This is a genomic window from Blastopirellula marina, assembly GCF_002967765.1.
GTDB lineage: Bacteria > Planctomycetota > Planctomycetia > Pirellulales > Pirellulaceae > Bremerella > Bremerella marina_A.
Genome location: NZ_PUHY01000012.1, coordinates 684,958 through 704,260, shown reverse-complemented (window position 1 = coordinate 704,260; position 19,303 = coordinate 684,958). Strand labels below are relative to the sequence as shown.

Below are 19,303 nucleotides of genomic sequence, written 5' to 3'. Positions count from 1 at the left end.
CCCTTTGTTTACGTTCCTGACCAAGGAACTTTATGTGCCGAAGCGCAGGCACGGGTGTTGAAAAGATGTGTTGGCCTATCGTACACCGCCTTTTGGGGGATGTCGACTAATTGCCTCAATCAGTTCGCTTAGCTGGAAAAGTCGATCCAGTCCGAGCGGCTAGTTCATGCTGTCGACCATCTTCAGCCATTCGATCGCCAGGGGAATGCCTTCCTGGATCATCGATCCGTAGTGCGTGCCGGTGGGGATCTTCACGACCGTGATATCCTTCCCCAAATCCTGCATCTGTTTTGCAAACTTCTCGGCTGGACCAGTGATCGCTTTGTCGTCGTTGCCAACATAGACCAGAAACGTCGGCTGGCTCAATCGATCCATGTAGGTCATAGGAGAGATCTTGCTCACGTATGCGCCAGCTTCCGGCACGATGTTGTTTTGCTGAATCGTGGTCAAACCTTGCACACCGAGCCAGGCACGCACATCCACCGCCGGCATGAAGGCGACACAGGCTTTGACCTGCGGATCCATCTCCGCCACATACAGCGACATCGTGCCAGCCGAACTATGGCCGGCGGTATAAAAGCGACGGGAATCAACGAAAGGAAGCTTTTCTTTTGCATAGGCCATAGCCACTTGTGCATTGAGTAGTCCCGACTTGGCCCCTCGAAACTGTTCGGCTGCCGTTTTCATTTGTGCGTTGCTGGCGTTGTCCGAACCTGGATCTCCACTGAGTTCATAGGCGACCACTGTAAAACCGGCTTTCGCCCAAGGAATGTGCTCTGCCTCGGCTCCCTTCCCCAACTCGCTTCCATGGACCAACCTCGTACCAGCCGGTGCGATAAAGACACAAGGCAGTTTCCCACTCGGCAGTGGGTCGGGTTGATAAACCCAGAGCGTCATCATGCCACCATCTGGTAGGCGAGTTTTCACTGTCGCACGGCGAACGCCATTCTCTACCGATTGATAGGTCGCATCAGGGACTTGCTTAACCAGGGAAGTCAGTCGATCAGGCGCACCAAGCAGTTTCTCGACGATTTCTTCTTCGACGATCGTCTCTTGGATCGGAGCTTGTCTCGAACACCCGACAAGACTGATCGAGCACAGCAAGAATCCCGACAATATGAGCGAAAGACGCAACGACATGAACGACGAACCTGCGAGGGTGGTAACGAAAACGGCGGATGGTGGCAGTTTCATTGTAACTAGCGAATCGCGTCGGTTAAATCGGCTCGTCACAAACCACTGGTTGCCAGTATCTAAGAAACCGTTACGATCGGCCGAGAACCGCATTTTCTCTCGAGTTGCCATGGCTAAGAAATCTCGTTCTAACTCTCCGAAACAAGATACGTCGTCCCCTGTTCGTGGATCGCTGGCTGCTTTTCATGTGCACGTTTCGGCTTGGTTCAAACAGCATCAACGCGATCTGCCGTGGCGAAAATCACAAGATCCTTACCGGGTTTGGATCAGCGAAATCATGCTCCAGCAGACGCAAGTAGCAACCGTGAAGGAGTATTTTCGCCGCTTCACCGAGCAAATGCCGACCATACAAGACTTGGCCGATGCCCAAGAACAGGATGTACTGCGGCTGTGGGAAGGCCTTGGCTACTATCGTAGAGCTCGGCAACTACACGCGGCCGCGAAAGAAGTCGTGAAACGCTTCGGAGGCAAGTTTCCCCGCGATGTCGATGAGATTCAAAGCTTACCAGGCATCGGGCGCTATACGGCCGGAGCGATTGCTTCGATCGCTTTCGGGCAAAGGGCGCCAATCCTTGAAGCCAACACCCAGCGGCTTTACGCACGGCTGATCGGTTGGGACGAAATGCTGACTACCTCAGCCAGCCAAAAACGGCTCTGGCAATTTGCGGAAGACATACTTCCCGACAGCGAGGTTGGAATCTTCAATCAGGCACTCATGGAAGTAGGTAGTCTCGTTTGCACTCCGAAAAATCCCGACTGCAAACAATGCCCCCTGAGCACTCATTGCGAGGCGTACCATTCAGGTCGACAAAACGAGATTCCACGACCGAAGAAAAAGATCGAGTTTATACCTATCACTGAGATCGCCTTAGTGGTCCGCAAGAAGAACCAGGTCTTAGTGCGACAATGCGGGCCAGACGAACGCTGGGCTGGACTATGGGATTTTCCTCGTTTTCCCTTGGCTGGTAGCGGCGATCAAGCCGACCTTTCCGCAGTACCCGATCAATTGAACAGTGCGATCGGTATCGATGCCGATTTGCAGCAACACCTGACAACGATCAAACATGGCGTGACCAAGTATCGGATCACCCTCCTCTGCCACGAGATGACCTATCGAAAAGGGCGGTTGAAACCACAACTTGGTCCAGATAACCAGCCCAGGGTCTGGAAGTGGATCGATGTCTCACAACTAAGCGAACTCCCTCTTTCCACGACCGGAAGAAAGCTTGGACGCTTGGTCTTGTAGGACAGCAAGTATCGATGTTGTTGGTTTCATCAAAAGCAAAACCACAGGTGACAGGAAACTCAACCGTGGTTTTGCGATTATTCTTCCGACGAAGCTGAAACTTCGTTGACTAGCTGCGGCCTTTGGAATCAGCCGATTCGCAGAACTCGGTCCACAGTTGCTCCAAGTTCTTACCGGTCATCTCATGGACCATTACGTTTTGGTATTCGTGTTTACGGATGGCTTCATTCGCCTTTTTCACAAAACCTGGGTTGTTATTTTCCAACCAGGCGATGAACTGGGCACTGGTGCGATAGCCTTCGTTATAGTTTTGTCGCTCCGGATTGATACCGCGAAGACGCGTCTTCGGTTCGTAATTATAAAAACGAATGTAGTCCGCGATACCTTCGACCAACCAGAAAGGACGACCGCGGCGATACGACTGAACGACATGGACCAACTCGTGAATGACCATGCCGGTGTCGTCAGGATGTTGCTTGACCCAATTGCCTGAGATCGTGATCTCGTTGCCAATCGTGTGGGCGACACCGTTCATGTCCTTCTTGAAAACAACGCGCACGGTTGTCGGTGCGGTGAAGCCCTCCTGCGAAAGCATCTCAGCGACTTGCGGGTGCCACTCACGAATAAGCTTCTCGGCTTGAGTACCCCATTCTTTCAATTCAGGAACTTCGGTCACGTCGATGTTGACTTGAAGTTCGGCTTGCTTGGTTTCTTCCTGAGCGGCAGTCGCGACACTAGGTAGGAGAAACAGAGGGGCGAGAATCAACAGGGAGATACGCATCAATCGTCCTCAAAACTGGCTACAAAAATCGAGTGGAACCGCGCCGTCATGGTTCCCTATCGTAGCCAATCAAATTCTCTATCGCATTGATGTCCATTGCGAATTTGTATATTTTTCCGCAACAAGTTTTTGCGTTCTTGTGACTGGCCAATCGGTGACGTCGCCACCGATTTCCCAAGCTTCGATCAGGTTTCGCCGCAAGATATCGCGGGCGATCGGCACATTGGTGACGAACGATTCGTGTGGCCGCTTTTGCCGATAGTCTGGCATCCGTGGTGGAGTTCGCAGCAGCGTATGGATGAGTGCCAAATCGAAATCGTACAGCAGCGTACCGTGGTAAATCAGGTGCGATCGTTTGCAACGAAGACTGTTGCCAGAGAACTTTCGCCCATTCAGAGTCAGATCGCACGTCCCTTGAAAGTCGACCTCTGGGACTTCGCGAACCAACGCAGTTTGAATTCGGCCCATCACATAGCGATGACACGCGTCAAGCGCTGCGAGTTCTGGATGAAGCTCGTAACTGAGAATGACGGCATACATTAAACAGCCGCGACCGGTCACCACGGAAGCACCACCACTAGCGCGACGTAGGACAGAGATGCCACGTGTCTGGCACGCTTCGAGATCAACTTCTTCGCGCAACTTCGACGCGCGACCGATCACCACCAGTGGATCTTGTGGTTCCCACAACCGCATCAGCTCGACCGGCGCGGTCCCCTGTTCCGCTTCCTCTAGCAAGGCTTCATCAAGCGCAAGATTCTCTTCCGGAGTAGGAAGAGTAAGATCCAATAGCTGCATCTTCGCCACGGAGGGTGACCTACTCGACTTTGGTGCCAGGCAGGAAGAAAGAAGCGACCATCAGGACCATTCCGGCGAAGAGTCCGATCACCGAACCGATTAAACTGAACTGCCGATTTTGCGCGGTGTCGATCATAAAGCGATCTATGCCACCGTTGGCTCGCAATTGATCAAGGGCATCACGCTGGGTTGCGAAATCCCAGAAATCGATCATGCGGTCCAAGTCCCAACTATCGATGTCCCCTTCGATCACTTTGACCACTTCAGCGGGCAATTCCCGTTCGACGGTTTGCATTGGGGCGGGAAAGATCACGGTAAACATGATGATCGCGCCGATGCTGACGAACGTGATCAGTAGACCAATCACCAACAGAATCGACTGACCCAGCGACCACTTTCGTTTAACGGTCGTTTTCTCTGGCTCGACCAGTGGAAGCTTTTTCATCTCTCGCAGCGTGGGAACTTCCACCTGCTTTCCACTGGGCGTGGTGATGGTTTCGCCGGCTTGCGAAGTTTCGACGTGGACCTCTTCCCCATCGGGAGTCTTCAGCAAATATGTTTGAGCCATGACGCGATTGTAGAGCCGAAAAGTGGTTCAGAATGGAGACGTCAACTGAAACCTTCTAGTGTAATCTCCCAGACGCGGCTCGGGGCAAATAGTCGCGATACCCCGACGCCTTTCTTGGAAATCTTTACGCCTGAACAAGTTGCACGGTTCAGAAGCCAACCAGTTTAGGTTTGGATCAGGCGTCTGCAAATTAGCTGGGGGCCGCCCGACCTGTCTTGCCCCACCACGGGAGCGAGATACCACCATCGACCAACAACGTCGCTCCAGTAGTATAGGTATTCCGGGGGCTGCTCATGTAGGCGATTGCTTCCGCCATTTCCTCGGGAGTGCCGAGGCGGCCAGCGGGAATCTTCGATCCCCCTTCCTGCAGAATATCGTCCGTGGCGAACTTCCTTTCTCCCGGCGTATCGGTCCAACCCGGCTGAACGATGTTTACCCGAATCTTGAAGTCCGACAGTTCAATCGCGGCGGTCTTGGCCATATGCTCGATGGCCGCCTTCGACATGTTGTAGGCCATTGCCTTGGGTGCCGGAATGAACGCGTGGGGCGAGCTGACAATCGTGACTGCACCAGGCGTTTTCTGGGCGATCATTTGGCGCGAAGCGGCCCGCAATAGGTGAAACGCCCCCCACATGGTCACCTCAATCGTACGGCGAAATCCCTCTAGATCGGCTTCGTAGAAGAATTCACGATCGCTGTACACGGCGTTCGAAACAGCCACATCCAGCTTGCCAAACCGTTCCACACCTTGGGCGACCATGGCTTCGACCGCTTCGTAGTTAGAAACATCGCATTTTACCGCGATGCCTTCCGAGCCAACTTTTTCAATTTCGGCCAACACTTCTTCGGCCTTGGCGGGGTTGGAATGGTAGTTAACGACGACATTGGCTCCCCGTCTCGCAAATTCAACGGCGGCGGATCGGCCAATACCTTGGCTCGAACCTGTCACGAGGACCACTTGTCCTTCGAATTCACGCTGCGTCATGGTTTGTTTTTCCAAGCTGATGGGTGTGGAACTATGGGGAAAATCGTGCGTCTCTGACGGCTTATGCTACCGAGGCAATCGAAGACTCGCAATTCGCGTAGCGGTCGGAAGAACGGGCTGAGACCATAATCGTCGCAATTTGATCGATAAACGCGGGCTCATGCTAGCTGAGACAGTTTCGCATCAGTGGACGTTTCCATCGAAGTTTTCCGAGATATTCCGATTTGTTTACCAATGCAAACACGCGTCGCCGAAAGGCAACCTGCCGCACCGGAATGTGTTGCATCGGGGCAATGCTCCCCTAGGAAGGAGGCTAAGGGAAAAGAAATTACAACACGTCGAAAAAGGTGAGATAGACTGTGGTTGTCCGCAAGCTGAAAAGGCCTAGAAAGCCTCACTTTTCCTTAACGAAAGTATGGACCCTGATTAGGGTCTAGTTAGAATTGGGTGAATTCAATCGACGAATGGACGCTCGATACGTTCTGGCCAACAACTTCCGTATCCTCCAAACCCTCATCTCTCGCACGAACATCTATTTCCGCGGTCTGAAACATCCGCGGCTCCGTAGACGGAATTCTATAGGTCGTGACACGAGTTGAGATTTGGTTGCCATAGGTAGTGAGTGTCACCCCCGCATCATGGAGATGCGACACTCCGAGATTTGGGGACCGAGTAGTAGGGAACAGACGAGGACGTCTCCATCAATATGCATTTCACCCTAACGATCGATGTTGTGGTGAAGCGGACTTAATTTTGGTGAAGATGCGTAATTTAGGTAATTAACAGAGTGCTTTTCCCCAGGATTTCCTGACAGCAAGGTCGTATAGAAGCGGCAAACTTCATGGAAATGCGGTATTCCGGTTGATTACACTAGGTAAATAGACCGATTTTTTAGGAGTTGAAAGTCTGGTCATTAAAAAGGGTTAGAGTGATTTTCTTTGACGCTGCAAGAGGCTGCGTCGCTCAGTGCCAGGAAGAGGATTTGGTACTGAAGGAAAGGGGCATGGATTACCAAACGACAAAGTCACAAAGCACGCCGGCTTTGCCCGTCAGATGCTTGGATGCCGCGATGAGCTCGCACGATCAGCGACCTTCGCCCGGCTCAGCACAGAACTTTCACAGTTGGGCAGACTTAGCAGGCCGCATGGACTTGTTAAATGTAATCTCTTTCCAAATATCCAAGGACGGCAGTTATTCGCGCGTTGGGTGGTAGACTTGCGAAGTTTTTCCTCGCAAGCAGTACTCACTTTTCAACGTGTGGAACCGGCGGGAAGACGAACCTTTGTTCCCGTCACCCATGGGTTAAACCTAGAAGAACACCAGCCTCACTTTGGCGAGTGAAGGAGTGATATGTTGTACGATTCGTTGATTGACGATTTCGAAGATGATGATGCACGTGTACGGCCCCGGAGCTTCGACGATGCTGCCGTCGATGTGATGGATGATTCCGATGACGACCGCATGATGAACAATACGGACGATATGTCGAATGACTCGGCAGATGATTCGTCCGATGAGTTCAGCGAGGACAGCGAAACCTGGTCCGACGATCCGGTCCGCATGTACCTGACACAAATGGGCGAGATTCCGCTGTTGACCCGCCAACAGGAAATCTTCCTGGCTCGCAAGATCGAGCAAACCCGAGCGAAGTTCCGTCGCTTGTTGCTAGAGTGCGATTACGTTGCTCAAGACTCCTTCAAGGTGCTTCAGCGCGTCCAAGACGGCGAACTGCCGTTCGATCGAACCGTTCAGGTTTCGGTCACCGATCGCCTCGAGAAAGAACAGATCATGGGCCGTATGCCCTTGAATCTGGTCACGATCGATAAGCTGTTAAAGCGTAATCGCCGCGATTACATCACATCGCTCAGCAAGTCCGTTTCCGCCGAGAAGCGAGCTGCGGCTTGGAAGCGTCTGGGCCATCGCCGTCAACGCGTGGTCAAGCTGATTGAAGAACTGGGTCTGCGTACTCAGCGAATCGAATCGAAGATCGGCGTGCTCGAAGAGTTCTGTCGTCGTGTGAACGAACTCAAGGCTCGCTTGGATGACCACAAAGCCAACAACACGCCGATGGAAGATCGCGCTCCGCTGTTGGCTGAGTACCGCAACCTGCTGATGGCAACGCAAGAGACTCCGAAGAGCCTCAACCGTCGCTGCCAGATGGTGAAATCGATTTACTCGGAATATCAGCAGGCCAAGCGTGAGCTGTCCGAAGGTAACTTGCGTTTGGTCGTCTCGATCGCCAAGAAGTACCGTAATCGTGGTCTGAGTTTCTTGGACCTGATCCAGGAAGGCAACGCCGGCCTGATGCGTGCGGTCGACAAGTTCGAGTACCGCCGTGGTTTCAAGTTCTGCACCTACGCAACTTGGTGGATTCGCCAAGCCATCACCCGTGCGGTTGCCGACCAAAGCCGAACGATTCGTATCCCGGTTCACATGGTCGAAACGATGTCCCGCGTTCGCAACGTGGCACGTCAGTTGTTGCAGGAAAAGGGTCGCGAACCAACGATCGAAGAAACGGCCCGTCGTGCTGGCACCACCGTCGAGGAAGCTCGTCGTGTGTTGGCCATGAGCCGCTATCCGATTTCGTTGGATCGACCGGTCGGTAACAGCGAAGACAGCCAGTTCGGCGATTTGCTTCCAGATGGTGAAGCAGAAAGCCCAGCCAACGGTGCTGCTCAAGAGATGCTGCGTGGTCGAATCGGTCGCGTCCTGAAGACCCTCAGCTATCGCGAACGTGAGATCATCAAACTGCGTTACGGTTTGGGTGACGGCTACAGCTATACACTGGAGGAAGTTGGGCACATCTTCAAGGTGACCCGCGAACGTATCCGCCAGATCGAAGCCAAGGCCGTGCGTAAGCTGCAACAGCCAAGTCGCAGCCAAGACCTGGTCGGGTTCCTCGACTAGTCTGCCGCGACCAGGCGAAGTTCGCCTTTCAACTTTCGAAATTCAAAAGCCGGACTCGTTTGGGTCCGGCTTTTTTCGTCCCGGTTAGCCATGTGCAAAACTTGTCGATAAGCAGTCGACAACTGTTCGATAACCTGTCGGTATCTGGTCATTAACCTGTCGAATTGTGGTCGATAGCCGTTTGATAGAATGTTGCTACCTGTCGATAAGTTTGCCAACCTGGTCTGTTGATGTCTGATCCTCCAGAGTCCAATCCGTTCACATCTCCCAGCCGAGACGACGATAGTCCCCCGGAAGAACTCTCGACCATCCCTGGTTCGATGGCCATGGCGATGCTCCTGGGTTACATCCTCACCGGGTTGCAGATCGGTGAGTTTGTCTTGATTGGCGATCATCAATCTTCCAACCAGTTCACGCTATTGGTTGGGGCGCTCTTGTCGCTGTTTATCACTTCAGGGCTAATCGCACGCAGCGGGCCGTCCTGGGCCGTGGCTCGTTTCTACTTTTGTTTCCATGGAGTAATGGCGGTTGGCTTCGCTGCTATGGCCTTCCTGGCGGGTAAAGATCCCATGGCAATCTGGTCTGGTTTCGCTCAGGCAGCTATTTGTCTTTTCATTTTCCTGGCATTAGGTCGGCAAGCTGTGCGAAAATACCATCAGTTGGAATGCCCTCAATGTCATGAGATCAACGCCGACGGTGATGATTTGCTGTGTTTGCAAAGGCGTTGTCGAAAGTGTGGTTTCCGCTGGTGAAGAAAGAGCAATGCATCCACCAAGCGACAATCCGTTTCAAACACCTGGTGTGCTGGAACAAGTCCATCCCGTTTCGCAGGGTGAGCGATTGTCTGAGGACGAAATGCCTGGCATGGTGGCTCTCGGTTGGATGTTCTTTTTGTTCGCGGCGACAATTCACGCGATGGCCAGCCTATATCTACGACAACCGTGGTTTGGTCTGGCAGCCCTGTGCAGCATGGGCATCGGCTTCGCAATCCTTTATCCCTCGGCCCTGACATGGGGAATCGGGCTTGGATACGCTTGTTTGATGACCGTGATCATGCTGGGGTACAGCATTGTGACGGCCATGGGGCAGCGTCCGCCCACAATCTTTGAGATGCCGCCGCTGGTACTCTATATTTTGATCATCGCGTTGCTCGTTCAAACCTCGCGCCACTACTACTTCGACAGAGTCGAGTGTGAGCATCCGTCCGAATCCAGTTAATAAGACGCAACCGCTCTTACGATCATGGACTTGTTGACTAAGTTTTTCGTGCGGCGTTATTCTCTGCTGGTCGCCGGAATGACTTACGTTCTGGCGGTATCGAGGGTCGTCGTAACGAGAGAACTACCATCGCAACCTCTGACGAGAACAATCCGTTTCGCTCGCCTACGGTCGGTTCGGCAGAACAAGAACGGCCGCCCTACCCAAAACGCATCCTCGCTGCCCAGATTTGTGGTGCTCTGATTTCGCTCTCCTTTTTTGTCGAGAGTTACATCTTTCCTCGGCGCGAAGTTCCTTGGCCGTATATCGTGTTCTGGGTCGGTGTCGTGACGCTTATTGCTACGCTGGCGCTGACGATTCGCAGCAAGGTCGCCGCCGTGGTAGTCTTGGTGTACTTTGAAATCATCGCGTTTCTGGCAGCGACCGCTTTCTACAACAATCAGGAAGGTCCTCCTTCATTCCTTCTAATCGATGCCGCATTGAGCATCCCAATCATCATCATTCTGATGCAGAAATCGACCCAAGCGTACTATGACCGCTGACCCTGATGAAAACCCATTCGCTTCACCACAAGTTATCGAAGAAGATCCGTACGATGCGCATATTGTCGGGGCAGATGGCGAAACGATCATTCGTAACCCGCCGCCCAATAGTTTGGTCTTAGCGTGGATCTTGGGAGTCGCCCTTTGTCCGATCAAGTTCATTTCGTTGGCCGCATTAGGGCCTTGCGGTTTGATCATGATTGCGCCCTTGATGGGCGTTCTCGGTTACATGCTGACGCCACGCCGGTGGGTGATGCCCTTTGCCGTTGCTTTCTTTCTGGCCGACGCTGGTTTGTTGGGCATCGGGATTCTTACAGCTCGAAGCCCTACGGTTGCCTTGGTGATGCTAATCGGAGTGATCTTTTGCTTGATCAACTGCGGATGTTTGTTTCAACGTTCTGCCTTGGACTATTACCATCGACCCGCAACTTGATAATCCATTCGCTTCTCCATAAGGAGCGCAAGATTCTTCATTCAAAGACGAACAACCCAGCGGACAATTACCGATCGTCGTGGTTTTGGCCATGTTGAATTGCTATGGGTTCAATCCCATCAATTGAAGTCTACGCCAGCAAACTAATAGGGGTGACCAACGGAAGCCCCGGATTCGTGGCAAATCGGCCCATTACCATGTTGGATTACGGGCGCAGACACCAATAACTTATCCTGAAAGTTTATGACTTCCGATTTTCAACCTAACAATCCGTTCGCCTCTCCCCGGATCGTTGACGAAGAGCCAATTCAAGCTGAAGTCATTCAAGAGCGTCGTCGCAAGAAGAACAAAGAACTTTCGCCTGCCTCAGTCGTGTTTGCGATGCTGACGGCGCTATCGCTAACACCGCTCGTACCGCTCGGTCTGCTGTTCCTTGGTCCGGCCGCAATCATCGTGGCTGTGTTCAACTTCGTGTTTAGTTTTCTTCTGTTGATGAAATCGCCCAATACATGGTGGGTTAGCAATCTGTATTACGGGCCAATGTTCATCTCCTTCGTCGGGGGGTACTTGTTCCAATTCAACGCCCTTCCACCTCAATACCAGATGTGGGGTCAGATCGGAATGATTACCAACGCGGTCCTATTGGTTCTCTTTTCGCTCCCGGACTCCCGAAAGTACTACTTCGGTCGGCCAGCGTAGGGTTCCCCATGTTTCCCCATGCTGGGGCAAGGTATCATCGAATGAACCACGATCGAATTGATTTGAATAATTGAGCATGAACCCTTGAACGATTCTTCCCCTTCCTCTGAAAGAAACTCTCCCGCCAAGAAGCATAATCGCGGTGCCTGGGATCGCATGGCCCGGGGTGGCCATCGGTTTGCTCAGCCAGCTCAGGAAGAAGAATTCAAAAACCCCTTAAAGACGATCGATCGTTGGGGTTGGCTGGGGGAAAGCATCTACGGCCAGCGCGTACTCTGCTTGGCTTCCGGTGGAGGGCGTCAAGGTCCACTCTATGCCGCGGCTGGTGCCATCGTAACGGTCGTCGATATCAGTGGTGCTCAGCTCGAAATCGATCGAAAAGTCGCCGCCGACCGAGGCCTGCAACTGAAGACGGTCGAAGCGTCGATGGACGATCTGTCGATGTTCGCACCGACCGACTTCGATATCGTCATTCATCCGGTGAGTACCTGTTATGTGCCGGACGTCGCGCCCATATTTCGGGAAGTCGCCAAGGTACTATGCAGCGGCGGTCTCTATATCAGCCAACACAAGACGCCCACCAGTTTGCAAGCTAAAATCAAACGTAGCGAGCAAGGATACGAACTCACCGAGCCCTACTATCGCAACGGTCCACTTCCCGAAGTAAAAGGCAGCCGCCATCGCGAAGAAGGAACGCTCGAGTATCTTCATCGCTGGGATCAACTCGTCGGTGGAATCTGTCAGGCCGGCATGGTGATCGAAGACTTAGTCGAACCGATCCACGCCAAAAAAGATGCCGAGCCGAATAGCTTCGAAGACCGCAGCATGTTTATCGCCCCTTATGTTCGCATTAAAGCGCGCCGCATTGGCCAGGATAAACCGCGAGTCGAAGCTGGCAGCCTGTGGTTGCCAGGCAGCTAGTGAAAGTCTGATTCAGCCTTCTTTCTGGCTTCAATCAATCTGCACCAGCGAATGGCGTTTCACCTTCTGTAGATACTTCGAACGATCTAGAAAAGAGGGTTGGGTTCTTAGGTGGGTGTTGGAAAAAACATTCTTTAGGGAACACCAGAAATACAATGCCACCGATCCACATCGTGATCGATTGCCCGAGAACGATCGCAGCGGGGACTGCGGAGAAAAACTGAGCGATCGCGACGACGACCACTAATGGAACTACCATTATCAATATCATGTCTCCGGTGAACCTGAAAACACTACGTTCAAATTCCAATACAGAGCAAGCCACGATCGTAGGAAGTCCGCAAATGAGAACGGAGAGTGTTAACGGAAAGATGATCTGAATCTTCGCCCAGATCGAACAAATTGAGGCGATAACGACAACGGCTCCAACTAGGTTTGCGATCGTAAACTGACGGCTCTTATCGAGGTAGTAATAACCGCGGTAAATCGCTATAGGGAGTTGGCATAATACAGTGAATGTTGCAGCTCCCATCGCCGCCAAAACGCAGAATTGTTGAAACTCGTCTGACCAGATCTTCATGACCGGATGATTCGACATCTCGACGAATACTACCGCATAAAAGAAGACGACCAACAACAGCATCGTTCCGTAGCTCCACCATCGCTTCGATTCAAAACGCAATCGAAAAGCTGAGCAAAGCCCGAGTTGGCCCATGAATGTCCCCATCAATGTCGCGTATCGAAGTGATCGTTCGTCTTGCAATTCGCTCTCGAACGCGATTTTCCAAAGGCAGATATCTACCGCTGCAAGCAATAGTATCAGCGGTAAAACAAACGACCATAAGTGACGCGAAGGCGATCGGTTTAATAGCGTGCTGAAACGTGGTTCTTCCAAAACGATCACCCCGGACCGGCCAATGAATCAGATGCTGCGTCTGCTAAATGGGTCGCTAATATGCGGTCTGGCTTAATTCGCAGGACAACAGATCCACCAAGGATCGAACCGACGGCTTGAGCCATTAAAAAGACGAAGACCGGGGCCATAGGTGGATAACAGATCCAGCACAGTCCGATGATTCCGGTTGCGATGGACATCACCAAGTAGTACACCGAACTGCTATGGGTATGATTCAGTACAAAACTTGCCAATGCCGCCGGTCCCGTGACGACAGCAAGAATGCCCACAATCCAAACCATTATCATGCCAGCCGATCGCAGCAACATGGCCAAAATGCCGATCGCGGCCGTCAGCCACATGATTTGCACAATTGAAAATTGAAGACGATAGGCAGGGAAAAACCAACGTACTACGAGCGTTGGAATCGTATTTACAGCCAGACAGATCCCGAAGTTGAATAGCATCAGGTAGCCCGTTTCGTCTCCTTGCGTTGCGACCAAAATCCCAACAGCCATGAGAAACAACAGGATAACAAGCCAGACGATCGCGTTCTCTCGTAGGTTCTCATTCCGCAGAAAGAGGGCGCAGCAGATGCCTACCTGAGAAACAATTACTCCGATCAGAACGATCAGAAACCAGGGAGTACTTTCTTCCCGCTCGGTATAAGCCAAAATCGCCAACGCCAGGTCGAGTATCACTCCACCTAAGAATATTGACTTAACGTGTTTTCGCTCTTGGTCATAATTCATGACTTTATCGTAGCGAGTTCCGCAATGGACAACACGTGATTTGTTGCGAGCGGGACTGACGCTTGCTACGTCACATGCTTCCGTTCATTTGGAGTCGTTCGTCCGGCGGCGATCATGAACTGTCCGCCCAGCCACAGGCATAACATCTGCGATACAAAGATCTCCTGGGCATTTCCGATAAAACGGTGATACAGATCAAATTGATCGGCTATCAAAACGGTCAGTAGAAAGATGACCATGGTCACGCTATAGATAATCGGCTGATCGGGGAGCGACAACATGAGGCAGGCTACCATCGATGGAAGTGCTGCTAAAAAGAACACCAGGAGCAACATGCCGGCAAAGTCGAGCTGCGAACATCCAAACGATGCCACGGCAAAAACAATGGTCAATACGAAAAGGTGCTTCATTCCGAGCTGACGACCTTGCTTTTGAACTAGCCAACGCAGGATGGTCGCAGGAGCCAAGCAAATTAGTGCCGTCAGCGCGAAGCACATTAACAGCAACGTAAGCATTAGGGTAAGCTGCTCTGTCGGATCGACTACGGAATAGACAAGCAGACCCAGGATCGGTATCGCGACCAAACCAACTTTTGTTCGCCCCGGACTTTCAACGAAGCGCAAACGAGCTGCACAACATAGGGCATACTGTCCCCACACAGCGCCCATCAAGGCATTCAAATAGAACTCTTCATGATCGATCCGTTCTCGGTGCGCCAAGACGATCAACCAGACATCGATGCACAGACAATTGAGAATCAGAAGTAGGATCGCCGAGCTGGCGAAGTCGTTTTTCATACGCCCCAGCGTAGCAGGCGCAGCGTGCAGGGAAAGCTTTAACTTTCCGACAGCGAAGTTTTCGTCGGGATACGGACAGTATCGTTTGCACGGCCCTGGAGTACTACCATCCCGGCCACAATCAAATAGATACTTTCCCAAGCAATCACAACCGGCAGGCGATTCCACATCGCCGGTAGAAGCCACGCTGCCGTGAGCGACATAGCCAAGATCGCGCCGAGGCCGATCGCTAGTTGTCGCCGAGGATCTTCCTTTTGCTCGACCATCGTCAGACCGATGACCATGGCTGGGCAACTCCACACCATTAGCCCAGGTAGCGCAACAGGGAGTTCTTCCCAAGGAAAGTCGATGTTCACCACGGCGAAACAAACCAAGGTCGAAGCGGTCATCAGACCAAAGATCGCGGATAGAGAAAACTGCGACGATGCCAAGCCATGTCCAATTCGATAAAACATGGGAAGCGCCACACAGAGGATGGCGAAAACCGCCAGGATGATCGTCCAGTGTAGAAGTGGTACCTTTCCAATCGATCCCAGCAACACACTTCCCACTCCGACCGCCGCTAGGAGCAGCATCGACCACGATGCCCAGGAATCGGGACGCTTCACCCATCCAGAAGCGAGAAGCCCAATCTGTCCGAGGATGATTCCCAACAGGCAACCAAACATGGCCTGAGAAGGATCAGGCGCGTAGATATTCGCGGCCAAGGCGACGTCGACGCAAAGACTGGCGGCAACCAATAAGAGGAGCAGAAATTTACCGGGGGTGATCATTCCTCCATAGTGATTCGTACGCTCAGCAATTGCACGCATTCCTCCCGGCTAGGAAGTTGCAAAACGTCGGCTCAAAATTCACAATGTAACGCTTGTAGGCATTAATCGACGAAAAAAGGATTGCGTGAGACCATGGCGGACGAATCACTTCAGGAAATCGTATGTTGCATGGGCAAACCGGTGGCAGGCAACCCATCGCAGTTCATGATGGAACGTTCGTTCGCCGCGGCTGGGCTCGATTGGCGTTACCTAACCTTGGAAGTCTCACCGGAAGATCTCCCCGCCGCCGTCGCTGGGATGAAGGCGATGGGGTTTCGAGGTGGTAACTTCACCATACCACACAAGGTGGCTGTAATTCCCCATCTGAAGCGATTGACCGAAGCTGCCGAATTGATGGGCGCCGTCAACTGTATCTTCGCCGAAGGAGATGGCTTTGTCGGTGAGAATACTGACGGGAAAGGATTCGTCTCGGCCTTGAAGGAAGTCATCGATCCGGAGGGAAAGAAGATTGTCCTATTTGGTGCTGGGGGTGCTGCCCGGGCAATTGCCGTGGAGTTAGGACTAAACAAAGCGGCCAGCATCGACATCGTCAATCGTGACGCAGGCCGCGGTCGTGATCTTTCCAAACTTCTGTCGGAGCGTGTTGGAATCGACTCGAAGTGGATTCCCTGGAACGGGACACACGAGTTGCCCGAAGAAGCCGACATCGTCATCAATGGAACGAGCATCGGTTTGTGCGACGGCAGTGCCATGGTTCCGGTCGATCCATCGACGTTCCGAGAATCGATGATTGTGGCGGATGTGATCTTTAACCCGCCAGAGACGCGATTTCTGCAAGCCGCGAAAGATGCCGGCTGTCGAACGATCGATGGCCTCGGCATGTTAGTCAACCAAGGCGTGATCGGCTTCAAGATCTGGACCGGAGTCGATCCCGATCCTTCCGTCATGCGCGAAGCCTTGGAAGAATACTTGGGAATCTAATCGACCGATCGATCCGTTACTCCGGCGCATAAAAAAAGCGAGGTCACTGAAATCAGAGGCCTCGCTTTTACTTTTCTCAAACGTGAAATCACGTCCGAACTATTCGCTATTCTTTCGGCTGAGCAATACCGATCACGCCGACACCGACGCGTGGACCAGCAGCACCAGAAGGTTGGCTCTTGAGATCGTCCGCTTTGGCATGAACGACGATCGATCGACCGAGAACCATGTGCAGCTTCAAACCTTCGGCTTTGGTGTCGATCTTAGCAACGCCACTGGCATCGGCCGTGATGTTACCCAGGTCGCCAGCATGGCTATGTGTCCCTGGGGCACCATGTTCGTGGCCGGCTGGATTGTAGTGACCACCAGCGGCGGTTCCATCTGACTTGGTCAGGTCGCCGTATTGATGGATGTGAAAGCCATGTTCGCCTGGCTCGAGGTTGATCACCTTACCGGTCAAATGAACATATCCATCTTCCTGCTTCAGCATGATCACACCTTTCACGTCGCTATCACTGGTCGAAGCCAGAACAGCAACCGCTTCGGTCGGGAGGTCAGCGTGCGCTGCTTCGTCGTGAGCATGTTCGGCATCTTGGGCGATTGCCAATCCAGGAATTGCCAACAGTAGAGCCGAGAGGGTCAGGATGCCTAATTTCATGATGCTTTCTTCTCCTACGGGAGTTCTTTGCGCTTTTCGGTTCGACGAAACCACTTCGCCGACCTTGTGTGCTCACCGCGCGAGCTTGCGCCCATTGTTACGTATCGCGGGCCCCTATTCCACCAAGGCAGAAAACTTTAACCCACCTCACAACGGGCAGAGTTTTTATGCGGACACGACACTTGGGTGGTTTCCGACTAAGCAGCCTGGGGAATACGCTGCTGCACGAGAGATTTCATACGGGCCGCAGATTCACGGGCGAAGCGCTTTTGCAGCCTTCTCATGTAGTAATAGACCACCCAGGCAATCCATCGTTTGGGCCTGGAGAATGCCAGAATGTCGTACCAAACGTCGCCAGCCTGGTCCATTTCGACAAGAAAACGCTCTTCCCCCATCTCCATGTGCCCCGGCAATGTACCATAGGCGAATCCGAACTTTGGGGTATTCATTGCATCATCGACAACGTAGACAATTCGGCAAGCGTTCAACCAATACATGCCTGCTGCACGACCGATAACGCAGATCGTTTCCCCTTCGTTGATCTTTGTCGAGGTCGGTTTGGCCGCCACCCACCCGAGATCGAATTGCTGCCATCTTCCCAGGGCTTCTTTCGCTGCGTGGAAGGTCTCGATACCCTGACCGAGGCGAATCCGTGTATGATCAACCTTAAATCCCTCTGGCGGTTTACTAGCCGTTTTTCCCTGGTGACAATATGAGAAAGATCGATCTCTCTGCCGTGCCAGGAATCGTTCGACGGTATCGGAATTGGGTGATGAAAAGTGAAACATTACGGTTCCTGCTGCACAGCATCTGAAGATTTCGGCTCCCAGGGCAGAGAACCGTAAATTCGATGAATCGACAACAACGACGAGACACTTCCTGAAGTTTGCGAAATGACGAGTGACCAGCAAGACAATCCGCCACCCCGTAAAACGGTCTTGGTGACGGGGGCAACCGGCTACGTCGGAAGTCGGCTGGTCCCCAAATTGTTGCCTTTTCACAACGTACGTTGCTTTGCAAGAAATGCGAACCGAATTAATTCGGACTATCGCGAGCAGATCGAAATATGCACGGGAGATATCCTCGACTCGAAATCAGTGGAAGATGCGTTAGCCGGAGTCGACGTTGCCTACTATCTCATTCACGGCATGGGTAACGCGAAAGACTTCCAGGAAAACGACCGGCGAGCAGCGAGAGGATTTGCTGAGGCCGCCAAGCGAGCTAATGTGTCGAGAATCATCTACCTGGGAGGTCTAGGAGATGACAACGATCCGGATCTTTCGCCTCATTTGAGGAGCCGGCATGAAGTCGGAACCATCTTTCACGATTCCGGCGTGCCAACGATCGAACTTCGTGCCTCAGTCGTCCTAGGCCCGGGCAGCCTTTCGTACGAGCTAATTCGTTCACTCACGCAGAAACTGCCGGTAATGATATGCCCGCGATGGTTGGCAACACCTACACAACCTATCGCCACCGAGGATATCTTGCAGTACCTGGTCGAATCGATCGATCTGCCGCTTGCCGAATGCGAAACCTTTGAAGTTGGCAGTCACGATGTGGTCACGTATGGGCAACTAATTAAGATGTACGCGGCGGAGAAAAACCTGAAGCGATATCTGATCAGTGTCCCACTGCTCACTCCCTATTTGTCCAGTCTTTGGCTGGGATTGGTCACTCCGACAAGTGCCGAGGTTGGCCGGCATTTGATTGAAGGATTGCGGAACCCGACCACCGTCCGCGACGATCGGGCCGCCCGGCGTTTCGTGCATCGCCCTATGTCGACGGCCGAAGCCATTCATCAGGCTGTCGAATTGGAATCTTCTTAGTCGCGACTCTCACAGTGACCTACCTGCTATCAGCAGACAGTCCATGTGATAGCAACGTTGGTCTTTCTTTCGTGGTGGCGACAATTGTCTGGCAAGCCAGGATTGATAGCATTCCCCCTGCCAGCTGACAGAATCGCGTCCAGCGTTCGTGGATGATGCGATTTCGCAACGTCCGTTGCGATTGGTCATCGTTCAACCACGTTAAACGAGGCGTTCGGTAAACTTTTCCGACTGGTTAAGCTAGCCCGTAGCGACCTTGCAAAGTAGTCATAGTTTGTCAGTAAAGCGGAATAGTTCGTCGGCAATTCGATACGAAATCTTGAAACAAT

Annotated in this window: 21 protein-coding genes; 10 read left to right on the top strand and 11 right to left on the bottom strand. The window is 52.6% G+C overall.

Annotated elements, in window-relative coordinates:
• Positions 1-159 precede the first annotated feature (159 nt).
• Positions 160-1,305, bottom strand: a complete 1,146-nt coding sequence (locus tag C5Y83_RS19370; protein ID WP_105331401.1) for an alpha/beta hydrolase family protein — start codon at positions 1,303-1,305, stop codon at positions 160-162.
• On the opposite strand from C5Y83_RS19370, the gene mutY reads away from it, so the two are divergent.
• On the top strand, positions 1,304-2,440 hold the full coding sequence (mutY, locus tag C5Y83_RS19365; protein WP_105331400.1) for an A/G-specific adenine glycosylase: 1,137 nt from the start codon (positions 1,304-1,306) through the stop codon (positions 2,438-2,440). The two genes, C5Y83_RS19370 and mutY, sit on opposite strands and share 2 nt — an antisense overlap.
• Positions 2,441-2,549: 109 nt before the next feature.
• On the opposite strand, the gene C5Y83_RS19360 is transcribed toward mutY, so the two are convergent.
• The 4 genes from C5Y83_RS19360 to C5Y83_RS19345 all read right to left on the bottom strand — a co-directional run bounded on the left by C5Y83_RS19360 (position 2,550) and on the right by C5Y83_RS19345 (position 5,572).
• Positions 2,550-3,221, bottom strand: a complete 672-nt coding sequence (locus tag C5Y83_RS19360; RefSeq protein ID WP_105331399.1) for a basic secretory protein-like protein — start codon at positions 3,219-3,221, stop codon at positions 2,550-2,552.
• A 78-nt stretch (positions 3,222-3,299) separates the two neighbouring features.
• Positions 3,300-4,019, bottom strand: a complete 720-nt coding sequence (locus C5Y83_RS19355) for a biotin/lipoate A/B protein ligase family protein (RefSeq protein ID WP_233207315.1) — start codon at positions 4,017-4,019, stop codon at positions 3,300-3,302.
• A gap of 19 nt (positions 4,020-4,038) precedes the next feature.
• Positions 4,039-4,587: a hypothetical protein gene (locus C5Y83_RS19350; RefSeq protein ID WP_105331397.1), complete on the bottom strand. Its 549-nt coding sequence runs from the start codon at positions 4,585-4,587 to the stop codon at positions 4,039-4,041.
• 190 nt (positions 4,588-4,777) lie between these two features.
• Positions 4,778-5,572, bottom strand: a complete 795-nt coding sequence (locus C5Y83_RS19345; RefSeq protein WP_105331396.1) for an SDR family NAD(P)-dependent oxidoreductase — start codon at positions 5,570-5,572, stop codon at positions 4,778-4,780.
• Positions 5,573-6,925: 1,353 nt separating this feature from the next.
• Between C5Y83_RS19345 and C5Y83_RS19340 the strand changes: the two genes are divergently transcribed.
• The 7 genes from C5Y83_RS19340 to C5Y83_RS19310 all read left to right on the top strand — a co-directional run bounded on the left by C5Y83_RS19340 (position 6,926) and on the right by C5Y83_RS19310 (position 12,292).
• Complete coding sequence (locus tag C5Y83_RS19340) at positions 6,926-8,479, top strand: sigma-70 family RNA polymerase sigma factor (protein ID WP_409994597.1); 1,554 nt, start codon at positions 6,926-6,928, stop codon at positions 8,477-8,479.
• Between the two features lie 230 nt (positions 8,480-8,709).
• Positions 8,710-9,231, top strand: a complete 522-nt coding sequence (locus tag C5Y83_RS19335) for a hypothetical protein (protein ID WP_105331394.1) — start codon at positions 8,710-8,712, stop codon at positions 9,229-9,231.
• A gap of 10 nt (positions 9,232-9,241) precedes the next feature.
• Positions 9,242-9,697, top strand: a complete 456-nt coding sequence (locus tag C5Y83_RS19330; RefSeq protein WP_105331393.1) for a hypothetical protein — start codon at positions 9,242-9,244, stop codon at positions 9,695-9,697.
• A gap of 326 nt (positions 9,698-10,023) precedes the next feature.
• On the top strand, positions 10,024-10,239 hold the full coding sequence (locus C5Y83_RS19325) for a hypothetical protein (RefSeq protein ID WP_146117839.1): 216 nt from the start codon (positions 10,024-10,026) through the stop codon (positions 10,237-10,239).
• Positions 10,229-10,672 carry a hypothetical protein gene (locus C5Y83_RS19320; protein WP_105331391.1) on the top strand — a complete coding sequence of 148 codons (444 nt, stop codon included), beginning with the start codon at positions 10,229-10,231 and terminating at the stop codon, positions 10,670-10,672. Before C5Y83_RS19325 ends, C5Y83_RS19320 begins: the two co-directional genes overlap by 11 nt.
• 243 nt (positions 10,673-10,915) lie before the next feature.
• Positions 10,916-11,371, top strand: coding sequence for a hypothetical protein (locus C5Y83_RS19315; protein WP_105331390.1), 456 nt, complete (start codon positions 10,916-10,918; stop codon positions 11,369-11,371).
• Between the two features lie 84 nt (positions 11,372-11,455).
• Positions 11,456-12,292, top strand: coding sequence for a class I SAM-dependent methyltransferase (locus C5Y83_RS19310; protein WP_233207285.1), 837 nt, complete (start codon positions 11,456-11,458; stop codon positions 12,290-12,292).
• 34 nt (positions 12,293-12,326) lie between these two features.
• Here C5Y83_RS19310 and C5Y83_RS19305 read toward each other — a convergent pair whose 3' ends face one another.
• The 4 genes from C5Y83_RS19305 to C5Y83_RS19290 all read right to left on the bottom strand — a co-directional run bounded on the left by C5Y83_RS19305 (position 12,327) and on the right by C5Y83_RS19290 (position 15,548).
• The gene (locus tag C5Y83_RS19305; RefSeq protein WP_146117838.1) at positions 12,327-13,187 is read right to left on the bottom strand and encodes a hypothetical protein; all 861 of its coding nucleotides are present in this window, start codon (positions 13,185-13,187) and stop codon (positions 12,327-12,329) included.
• 5 nt (positions 13,188-13,192) lie between these two features.
• The gene (locus C5Y83_RS19300; protein WP_105331387.1) at positions 13,193-13,939 is read right to left on the bottom strand and encodes a hypothetical protein; all 747 of its coding nucleotides are present in this window, start codon (positions 13,937-13,939) and stop codon (positions 13,193-13,195) included.
• Between the two features lie 65 nt (positions 13,940-14,004).
• Complete coding sequence (locus tag C5Y83_RS19295) at positions 14,005-14,736, bottom strand: hypothetical protein (RefSeq protein WP_105331386.1); 732 nt, start codon at positions 14,734-14,736, stop codon at positions 14,005-14,007.
• 38 nt (positions 14,737-14,774) lie between these two features.
• Positions 14,775-15,548: a hypothetical protein gene (locus tag C5Y83_RS19290; RefSeq protein WP_105331385.1), complete on the bottom strand. Its 774-nt coding sequence runs from the start codon at positions 15,546-15,548 to the stop codon at positions 14,775-14,777.
• 93 nt (positions 15,549-15,641) lie between these two features.
• On the opposite strand from C5Y83_RS19290, the gene aroE reads away from it, so the two are divergent.
• Positions 15,642-16,490, top strand: coding sequence for a shikimate dehydrogenase (gene aroE, locus C5Y83_RS19285; RefSeq protein WP_233207284.1), 849 nt, complete (start codon positions 15,642-15,644; stop codon positions 16,488-16,490).
• A 106-nt stretch (positions 16,491-16,596) separates the two neighbouring features.
• Here aroE and C5Y83_RS19280 read toward each other — a convergent pair whose 3' ends face one another.
• The gene (locus tag C5Y83_RS19280; RefSeq protein WP_105331383.1) at positions 16,597-17,148 is read right to left on the bottom strand and encodes a superoxide dismutase family protein; all 552 of its coding nucleotides are present in this window, start codon (positions 17,146-17,148) and stop codon (positions 16,597-16,599) included.
• A gap of 197 nt (positions 17,149-17,345) precedes the next feature.
• Entirely contained in the window at positions 17,346-17,936 is a 591-nt protein-coding gene (locus tag C5Y83_RS19275) for a DUF1990 family protein (protein ID WP_105331382.1), read from the bottom strand.
• A gap of 105 nt (positions 17,937-18,041) precedes the next feature.
• Here C5Y83_RS19275 and C5Y83_RS19270 point away from each other — a divergent pair, with 105 nt between their 5' ends.
• Positions 18,042-18,974 (top strand): NAD(P)H-binding protein, encoded by a 933-nt coding sequence (locus C5Y83_RS19270; RefSeq protein ID WP_105331381.1) that lies wholly within the window; start codon positions 18,042-18,044, stop codon positions 18,972-18,974.
• The last annotated feature ends 329 nt before the right edge of the window (positions 18,975-19,303 follow it).

Bases quoted from the DNA above. Each gene is read 5' to 3' on its own strand.
- mutY (WP_105331400.1), top strand. From the start codon at position 1,304: ATGGCTAAGAAATCTCGTTCTAACTCTCCGAAACAAGATACGTCGTCC.
- C5Y83_RS19370 (WP_105331401.1), bottom strand. From the start codon at position 1,305: ATGGCAACTCGAGAGAAAATGCGGTTCTCGGCCGATCGTAACGGTTTC.
- C5Y83_RS19360 (WP_105331399.1), bottom strand. From the start codon at position 3,221: ATGCGTATCTCCCTGTTGATTCTCGCCCCTCTGTTTCTCCTACCTAGT.
- C5Y83_RS19355 (WP_233207315.1), bottom strand. From the start codon at position 4,019: ATGCAGCTATTGGATCTTACTCTTCCTACTCCGGAAGAGAATCTTGCG.
- C5Y83_RS19350 (WP_105331397.1), bottom strand. From the start codon at position 4,587: ATGGCTCAAACATATTTGCTGAAGACTCCCGATGGGGAAGAGGTCCAC.
- C5Y83_RS19345 (WP_105331396.1), bottom strand. From the start codon at position 5,572: ATGACGCAGCGTGAATTCGAAGGACAAGTGGTCCTCGTGACAGGTTCG.
- C5Y83_RS19335 (WP_105331394.1), top strand. From the start codon at position 8,710: ATGTCTGATCCTCCAGAGTCCAATCCGTTCACATCTCCCAGCCGAGAC.
- C5Y83_RS19330 (WP_105331393.1), top strand. From the start codon at position 9,242: ATGCATCCACCAAGCGACAATCCGTTTCAAACACCTGGTGTGCTGGAA.
- C5Y83_RS19320 (WP_105331391.1), top strand. From the start codon at position 10,229: ATGACCGCTGACCCTGATGAAAACCCATTCGCTTCACCACAAGTTATC.
- C5Y83_RS19315 (WP_105331390.1), top strand. From the start codon at position 10,916: ATGACTTCCGATTTTCAACCTAACAATCCGTTCGCCTCTCCCCGGATC.
- C5Y83_RS19300 (WP_105331387.1), bottom strand. From the start codon at position 13,939: ATGAATTATGACCAAGAGCGAAAACACGTTAAGTCAATATTCTTAGGT.
- C5Y83_RS19295 (WP_105331386.1), bottom strand. From the start codon at position 14,736: ATGAAAAACGACTTCGCCAGCTCGGCGATCCTACTTCTGATTCTCAAT.
- C5Y83_RS19290 (WP_105331385.1), bottom strand. From the start codon at position 15,548: ATGCGTGCAATTGCTGAGCGTACGAATCACTATGGAGGAATGATCACC.
- aroE (WP_233207284.1), top strand. From the start codon at position 15,642: ATGGCGGACGAATCACTTCAGGAAATCGTATGTTGCATGGGCAAACCG.
- C5Y83_RS19280 (WP_105331383.1), bottom strand. From the start codon at position 17,148: ATGAAATTAGGCATCCTGACCCTCTCGGCTCTACTGTTGGCAATTCCT.
- C5Y83_RS19275 (WP_105331382.1), bottom strand. From the start codon at position 17,936: ATGTTTCACTTTTCATCACCCAATTCCGATACCGTCGAACGATTCCTG.
- C5Y83_RS19270 (WP_105331381.1), top strand. From the start codon at position 18,042: ATGACGAGTGACCAGCAAGACAATCCGCCACCCCGTAAAACGGTCTTG.